5 protein-coding genes are annotated in these 8,511 nt (G+C 57.9%); all 5 read right to left on the bottom strand.

The annotated features are described in order from the left end of the window. Positions 1 to 141: 141 nt before the first annotated feature. The 5 genes from NZK35_RS20880 to NZK35_RS20860 all read right to left on the bottom strand — a co-directional run bounded on the left by NZK35_RS20880 (position 142) and on the right by NZK35_RS20860 (position 8,287). Positions 142 to 1,326, bottom strand: coding sequence for a hypothetical protein (locus NZK35_RS20880; protein ID WP_259634467.1), 1,185 nt, complete (start codon positions 1,324 to 1,326; stop codon positions 142 to 144). Positions 1,327 to 1,943: 617 nt separating this feature from the next. Further along, on the bottom strand, positions 1,944 to 2,171 hold the full coding sequence (locus NZK35_RS20875) for a hypothetical protein (protein WP_259634466.1): 228 nt from the start codon (positions 2,169 to 2,171) through the stop codon (positions 1,944 to 1,946). A gap of 87 nt (positions 2,172 to 2,258) precedes the next feature. Then, positions 2,259 to 6,344 (bottom strand): Calx-beta domain-containing protein, encoded by a 4,086-nt coding sequence (locus NZK35_RS20870; protein WP_259634465.1) that lies wholly within the window; start codon positions 6,342 to 6,344, stop codon positions 2,259 to 2,261. 31 nt (positions 6,345 to 6,375) lie between these two features. Next, positions 6,376 to 7,635 (bottom strand): dockerin type I domain-containing protein, encoded by a 1,260-nt coding sequence (locus NZK35_RS20865; protein ID WP_259634464.1) that lies wholly within the window; start codon positions 7,633 to 7,635, stop codon positions 6,376 to 6,378. Between the two features lie 31 nt (positions 7,636 to 7,666). After that, positions 7,667 to 8,287 carry a PEP-CTERM sorting domain-containing protein gene (locus tag NZK35_RS20860; protein WP_259634463.1) on the bottom strand — a complete coding sequence of 207 codons (621 nt, stop codon included), beginning with the start codon at positions 8,285 to 8,287 and terminating at the stop codon, positions 7,667 to 7,669. Positions 8,288 to 8,511 lie beyond the last annotated feature (224 nt).

The following is an 8,511-nucleotide window of genomic DNA, read 5'->3' as shown; positions in this document are numbered from 1 at the left end:
CAGCCGTTTGGCGCGAGCCCACGGGCACCGGCCTGAGCAAAACACCAACGGTCGGGAAATCGATTGCGGGCGAAGTCCGTGTCGTCGAGTTCAAGCACCTGTCGCGATTCTGGTCGCTCGCGATTTAACAGCACTTGTTGCTTACTTATTTTTCCGCCTCGGTGGTGCCTGCGGCCATTCGGCGTCGGGCCCGTAAAGGTTTGGATACTTTTCGGCAAGTTGCGTTTTCAGTTCGGGACGATTGGCCAGCGCGCCCATACGCCGGCGAGCGTTGTTGGCGTCATCCACTCCTGCCAGCGGAGCCGAATCGGGCATGACGCGTGAATCCCAACCGGCAAGATCCGACGGTTTGACGCCTTCGTAATAAAACGCGCCGTTGGAATACGGAGTGGGGGCGTAATCACCGACCAGGCTGACGTCCAGATTTGATTTGATCGTGTCCTCCATGCCGCACGCCCATAAGCACGCGTTGACGAGAAACCGACGCCCGTCTTCGCTGAGCAGGTCTTCGGAGGCGCCGAACGAGGCGTAGACGATGCGGGCGTTTTTCTTTGCCCCCGAGGGAGCGGTGTACCAATCGCGTGCCCAGCCGGCGTTGACCAACGGTTTCTCGGTGTTGACGTCATCGCTGGGGGCAAAGGTGTTGAGCACCTGGACCTCCAGCAACTCGGCCGCATCGGCCGGCGGGTGCGATTTGTAGGCACCGGAGTAGGCGTGGATCTGCTCGACGCCGCGGAGGATGGGATGGGCCTCGGCGCCGGCGACCGGCGTGATTCGGCTGCCCATTTGATGGTTCGTTCCATAGTGGCTTTGGCCGCGTTCCTTTTCCCAGGTGTTGCCAAACACCTGTTCCCCCAGGCCGCCGTGGTAGTCATCGCCGGAGTAGTTGTAGTTCAGCTTGGCCCATTTTCCTTTTTGGCCGTTGAAGCAGTGCGTCGAGGTTCGCACGCCGACGACCGGGCCGCCGCGTTCGAAGTAGTCGACCAGCAGATCCGCTTGTCGATCGGGCAGGTTCATGAACCGAGTGAAAAAGAACAGCATGTCGGCGTCCTTGAGTACTTCCATCCCGGGCACCAATCGAGCCCCCGGCTTGATCGAGCCTTGCTCATCCACGCCGAACAGGACGGTGCAGCGGAAGCCATGATGTTTGGCCAGCATCTTCGCCAGTGCCGGGCATGTCTGCTCCGAACGATACTCGTGGTCATTGGCGATGAACACAAGGTGCTTGCCCTTGCCGATCCCCTCGGTGCCTTCATAGACCAGCGGTTCGGCCATCGTCGGTGAGACGGCCAACAACGTGACGAGTGATAAGATCCAAGCTTTCATCTGTGATGTCGCTCCAATGAGGTGATTGTAAAGGGGAATGTTGTAAAGGGGAGTGTATTGCACGTAGACGAGTTGCGTCGCTCAATACCGTGAGGCTGACCAAGCACTATCGCTTTTTGTGGGGGCTGACCGTTGACCGCCGCTGGACTTGCCGATTCCAGTCTCCGCGACGGATCACGCTGCAAGGCGTCGCCCGCCAATCCATCTACTCCGTTCCGAGGACTGGAACGACCTGATTGTATCCGGCACCGGACAGACACAGCGGATCGTGCCAGAAAATGTTGCGTTCGGGAAGGGATCGACCCGACAAGAGTGGCAGCCAGGATCTGCCATGATGTAGATGACGTTGAAACAACGAGCCGAACCATCCTATTCGATCATCATCACGTCTGCCGCGCCTCCCCACACTTCTCAAGAAATCTAGGCAAGATCCACGACGGATCGCACGGACCGATCGAGCCGCCCGATCGAGCCGCCCGCTTGAGCCAAACACGGTAAAACCCGCCAATTTGGGAGTGAAGATCCGGCTCACTGCGTTTGGGCAGTCGCAGCTTGCCGACAGCTCCCGTTGCCGCCGCGGTGGATTTTATTCACCGCCTGTTTTGCACCCACCGACCTCACATGGTTTCAGAGTCTGTTTGATTTTGCGTCGCAGACGCGATCGAACGTCGGTCTTCGACGGCAATGATGACAGTTGCGACCAAGGCATGAACCAGCGTCAACAGACCGGCCCCCAAGACGATGGAGTTCTGGATCAAGACGCCGAGTAATGCGGTCGCGACTCCAATCGCCAAGGCAATCTTTTGAAACATCCGATACCAACCCCGACTGGGAATCTGATTCATGACGAAACCTCTTTGCGCTTTTGCAAGTGCGTTGATCTTGGGGTGAATCCTAATTTGCAAATCGACATTCGCTTCTCGTTTCTCGTCTCAGATCTGCTTTAGGAAACGCAGGCCGAATCGTCCGTAGTCCTGCCCGTCGACGTCTCCGTCGCCATCGCTATCCAGGTCGGAGTTGAACCCCGGAGTTCCTGCCGACTTCAAGAACGTCAATCCGAAACGCCCGTAGTCTTGTCCATCGACATCACGATCGCCATCGGTATCTCCGAAGAAGGCAAAAAACTGATCGGTCGCCGTGGTGCCGAATGCATAGGTGCCACCTTGAAGTCCGTCTCCATCGCCGTCGAGCGCGATAGACGTTCCGGCCCGGTGGACCTTTGTTGGATCGATCGTCAATTGATAGTTCCCATCCTCCAACGCGGCGGACGCACCACGGGTATGCGGTCCGCTGAAGGTGAGCGCCGCGACGGAGTTGTTTCGGGTGTCCGTCGCCAACGTGAACGCCGTGGTGACCAGGCCATCCTCGGTGCCGTGCTTTCGCAATTCGAATGCGTCCGCTTCGATATCGACCAAGCCATCAAAGGTGACACGAACGTTCGTGACGTTTGATCGCTGTGTCGCGCCGGCTCCGCTACCGAGCGTCAAGACGTCGACTTCGGCCAGATCCACTAAGGTCAAACGAACTTCGGTCGCGTCTACTTTTAAATCCCAATCGGATCCCAGCGGAGGCGTGGGGAGATCCAGGCTCGTGAATGAACCGTCCAGCGTCGTGGCAGTCAACAGCACGAAGGAGTCTCCGGCGGCGGGAGTCACGCCCGCCGGCGGTCGATACTTCAACACACCATCAACCGTGACGGGGCCAGTTGCTTCGATTCGGCCGCCGGCGAATTCCGTCATCGTGCCAAGTGTGATGGAGTTCGTCGCCGCGAGTGATAACACTTGATCGGCGACGTTGAGCGAACCAGCGATCTCGATCGATTGCATCGCATGCACACTGGTCGGACCGACGTCAACGAGTCGGACTTCGTTGACATAAGACGCATCGTTCACCTGCACGATGGCGCCGGCAAGTGTCCCGTCAGGTGATCGCAGGGTTGCGGTGGACGTTCCGGTACCCCGGATGACGACCGAGTCGGATCCGCCTGCCGCATCGATCTCCATACCATCGGGCAACGTATAGAAACCACCCTCGTCATAGTCGATCACAAACCTGTCGTCACCCGTCGTGCCGGTCAGTTGTATCGACTGCGTCGTCGTGATCGGTTTGGTCAACAGCGCCGCGCCGCTGTCGTTGTCAATCAACTCGACGTTCGCCCCTGCGAGGCTGACGGTGATGTCGTTCTCCGATGGTTGGGCGACATACACCACGTCTTCGCGGATCGTGATCGAGTAATCTTCGACTTCACCGTCTTCGGCGAACCCGGCGGGACCAAGTCCTCCGGCGGTACTGACGCGGACCCGCGCGTAGGTTTGTCCGAGCGTCATCGTCGCTGGAACGGAAAAGTTAAGTGTCTGAAGACCGGAAGTAACGCTTGCACTGTCAAGGAGTTTTTCGCTCGCGTCCCACACTCCATCTGCGTCAAAGTCGATCCAGGCATCGATCCTGGCTTCGCCACTACCCTGCAAATCGATGTTCACACCCGCCATCGTTTGGCCAAGCTTGAGCGTGCCGAACAACACCCCATCTTCGTCATCGGTCGATCCGTCGACATCGTCCCCGTCGGCATCGACCGATGGAAAGCCATCGTCTTCGCTGTCGCGATGCGCTCCCAGTCGCGGTCCCACGGCGATGTGGACTGCACCATCGTTGTCGATCAAAGTCCCGTAAGAAGCCGGGGCATCGCCAAAGTCCAGCGGCGGGATGTCGTCGTTAAGGATTGTCGCGACGCCGGTGTCATCGACGATCGTCGCGCCAACGGCATTGGAAAGCGTCAACTGGAATGTTTCGTCCGACTCAAAGGTCGCGTCGTCATGCGTCGGTACGGTAATCGTCCGTGAGGTGACACCCGGTGGAAACGTGAGTGTCCCACTGACCGGCGTGTAGTCACCGGACTTGGCGGTCCCGTCGGCGGTGGTGTACTGGACCGTCACGGGAACGCCAGATGGCTTGGAAAGCGAAACGATAAAGACGGCTTGCGATTGGATTCCATAGCGCATCAGATCGTCATCGCCGCCGACTTTGCCAACCAGCAGATTGCCGTCATCGTCGAAGGTGAGCCCGGCCGGCAGATCCAGGCCGCCCAAGCCGGCCGAGAAAAGCGGCTCGATGTAACTCCCATCGCTCCCGTCGTAAACCAGGACTTCATCGGTACTGCCACTGGTCACATACAGGTCGGTTTGGGCATCCCCGTTCCGGTCCGGCCCGAAAATCAGCCCACCTTGAAAGAGCCGATTCAATCCTCCGGAACCCGGCTGAACAAAGGTGCCTAAAGAGGCGCCCGTGGTTCCGTTGTAGCGGTCGACCGTATTCGAATAGCCAACAAACAGGTCTCCGTTTGGACCGAAAGTCAGGTTGTCGGGTGTGTCCGGGCGACCGCTGCCGGAAACGAATTCACCAAGGAAGGCTCCCGGCTCGGTTCCGAAAGGACCTTGGTACTTCAGCACTTTGTCGCCATGGCTCGCTACATACAGATTGCCATCGCTGTCAAAAACGAATGTCTTGGGGCTATCCAATCCTCCCGAACGCGATGCAACGAATTCGCCCCGGTACGCGCCACTCGTTCCGTCAAACCGCAGCACTCGATAACCCGGCTTGCGATCAATGACATACAGATCCCCATCGGGACCGAAATTGAAATCTCGGAACGTCGCTTGTTCCGAATTCGGCATCGTGGCAAAGCGGTCGATGAACACCCCCGTGTCGGCGTCGTAGCGAAGGATTTCCGCAGGCACCTCGGAATTCAAATACAGGTAGCCGTCCGGTCGGATGATCGCTTTCCGGATCGCATTGATACTGACGGCCGTCGTATCGACCGCTGAATCGATGAAGCCGTACTGTTGATCGCCTTCGGTCACGGTAACGTCGGCGACCGAGATGTTGACGTCGTCATTCAAGATGCTGCCGACGGCCGTCCCATCGACGACCGCAAGCGTCCCCTCGGTGACTTGGATCGAGACATGAACGGTCTCATTCGTTTCCTCTTCGGTATCACCAAAGACGGGCACCGAAATCGTCTTCTCGGTCTCGCTGGGTAAAAAGACGACGAGGCCCTGTGACGTCGCATAATCGGATCCGGCGGTCGCGGTGTCCGCTACGGTGGACCAAGCGACGGTGGCCGACGCAGACACATCACCCAATCGTTGCAGCGTCAAGTCGAGGTTTACCGAACCGGAATCACCTTCGATGACACCCGAGTCCAAAATGCTGAGCGTGCTGGACGTGTCTTCTGTGTTGGCGAAGGTCCAACTGAGAATGTCGTGGTTCTGAATTCCACCGCCCGCCGACGCCGTGAACCCAACCGTCGCACGTCCGTGATCAAGGTCAAGCAACTCCTCCAAGTCCAACGGAATGACCAGCTGAGCAGTCGCAAGGTCGTCCAAGTAGACCTCCATCGTTCCCGGCGCGTACGTGACCTTGGCCGTATGGACGCTGCCGTCATCGAGCCTGAATCCCGACGTATTGAATGATCCGAGCGAGAAATTCTCATTCCAGTGGTTTCGCGCGGGACCTCGTGAGTGAACACTGACGTGGCTGTCGCTGGGGTCGTTCAGACTCGCTTCCTGGACCGTGTCGAATTCGATCGCGAGGTTATTGGCAGCTTGGTGATAGCCCAAATGGCTCGCTTTGGCGACCGGCGCGGGGTTGTTCTGGATGACGAAGGCAAAGCCTGCGCCACCACCGTTTTCACCATCGTTGCCTTCGCTCATCTGGAATTGAAACGTCGTTTCAAAGCCGATCGACACGTATTGTTTGTCGTGATGCCACGCCGCACCGCCCACATCCAGGGTTGCCGTCGTCAGTCGCAATCGCTCCGCCGTCGCGGTCGTGTCGGCAACCAGAGTCAGATCACTCGCATCGGAGAAATCGGCGAAATCGATGGTCGGCGGAAAAGGCGACGCAAGCACGGCGGCGGCCAGCAGGTGCCGCTTCTCCAAAGTCTGCAAACCGGCTGCCAGCCGACGTCGGCGCCGGGTGTTGCTCGGTTTAAATTGCGAAGTTCGACGGATACGAAACATTGAATTCCTCATGAATGCGGTTTGAATCAAGTCACGCGACAAAACGATGAGCCAGGACTGCTAATTGGTTGATGACACCAAGCGCGTCGCGTGGGCTGATCATGGAATCGCCGGTAACGTCGTAGTATGGATTCTGTCGAGTTCCACCGTTTGGTAATTGGGTTGTCGGGTCACGAGCTAAGCGGTTGATAACGATCAATGCGTCCCTGGGTGTGACAACGCCGTCGCCATTGACGTCGTAGCGGTTCCAGGGGTGTTGCCAACTGCCAGCGAGAAGATCCGCATCGAAGCTGGCCGCGTATTGCTTTGGTTCTGATTCGCTCGCCGACTCCAGCAGAACCAAGATCTGCTCCCGATCGTCACTGAGTTCGAGGTCGATCACGTTCAGCGGCCCTTCAGGGATATCCAGTTGGCCAACTTCTCGCAGAAAGTCATCGACGTCCGTCAACGATCCGTCTGTCGGGTGATAGATCTGGCTACCGCGTTCGGTTCGGACCGCGGCAAGTGAATCGATCACGTGCGTCACCGCCGTGTCGCCTTCGGAGAGGAATTCACGCAAGATGCTGCCATCGCGATTCCACAGCACGCCGACCGTTCGTCCGTTCTCGTTTCGCTGATCCGATCCTCCGGCAATTCCGTAGTCGGAGATCGTGTTTGCCGAACCGAACGTCGACTCGTCACGCTGCTCCAAGATTTGCAGCACCCAGACTTCGGCCGATCGATTCCAGACAACCGCTTCGTCATCAGCAAACCCGACAACACGGTTATCGTTTAGGTCCAGCGCGGCGCCGATGGCGTGGTGTTCACCAAGCGGTAGCGGCGAGGTTTGCCCCATCGCGTGGATGATCGGTTGCAGGTCGTCTTCACCGACCGCCCGGCCGTCACGATGGATTGCGTTGAACACACCGGCATTTCCAGCAATGGTTGACTCCAGTCCCAGAGCGCTAAGGACGCTGTCAATCCAGAGGGTCGGTTCGCCATTGCCGCCGGGAAGTGATCGGTCGGTGAGTGCGGAGCCGACCATTTCAAACGCGCCGTCGTCGCGAAAGATAGTATCCGTCACGGCGAAGGGAGACCCGAAACCGGATTCGGCTTCGGTCGGAGTCACATCGACCTGTGGCGTCGAGGACGCGGTGATCTTTGCGGTACCGACACCGTCTGTGTTCGCGTAAGCCACGCAAACCTGATCGCTGCTCAAGGATTGCGCAATGGACACGAAGCGGAATGCGTTAGGCAGTTCGCTCAGCCATCCGGTAAGCAATCGCCGTGATTCAAGCGTTTCAAATCTCATCTAAACCTCTCCCACAGAACGTCGCTCGACCCTAAACCGAGTCGCTTACTTTGCTCCGCCGTCGCATCAAGCCCGCCACCCCGAAGCACCCGAAAATCATGAACGAACTCGGCTCGGGAACGGCGTTGCTGGACGTGACCGTGTAGTTCAATGCATTGGTATCGATGTCAAAAATCGGATTCAGTGGATTGTTAGCCGAAATCGCGAAGGGGCTGTAGGGGCCGAAGCCAATACTGCCGCTGCCGGCGGCAACTGCGGTCAAATCGAAGGAGAAGAACACGCCATCGGAATTGATTTCCGGCTCAAACGCGATACTAAGTATCGTCGAAAACTGCGCATCGACGAATTCGTTGGCAGAACCTCCCAAAAAGAAAACGTCAAACGGGTCAGGAATGATGACGCCGGCGACCGGACTGACCGCCGGATCACTCAAATGACTCGACGAGGACAACGTCACCGTCGTGCCCAGGTCCAACAACTTCCCGACCCCCATGCGGTCAAGCAACACATCGATGGTGACGGAATTACCGACCTCCAGACCGTTCAAATCCACACCGCGTGAGTCCAGTGTCAACGACATCACCCCCGCACTCGCCGGAGTCGAGACCAACGCCGCCAACAACAAACAAACCATCAAACGAAAACAACTCATGATGCAAATCCAAACAGTGAAATACGAACCAAAAAACAAAACTCCTGCACTCCGCAAGGCATGCTCCGCATGCCGCACACAAAAAAACCCCCTTCCCCTTTTCCCGCTCAGTTGGCACGGGCATACGTGTTGGTGTGCAGGCTTTAGCCGTTCCCCGTCGCTGCGTCGCAGCGACCGAGAATCGCCTAAAGGCTAGACACCAACGCTTGCTGAATCCCATTCTG

Origin of the sequence: Stieleria sedimenti, from assembly GCF_025060895.1 — a bacterium.
Lineage (GTDB): Bacteria > Planctomycetota > Planctomycetia > Pirellulales > Pirellulaceae > Stieleria > Stieleria sedimenti.
This window is presented reverse-complemented; position numbering and strand designations above follow the sequence as displayed.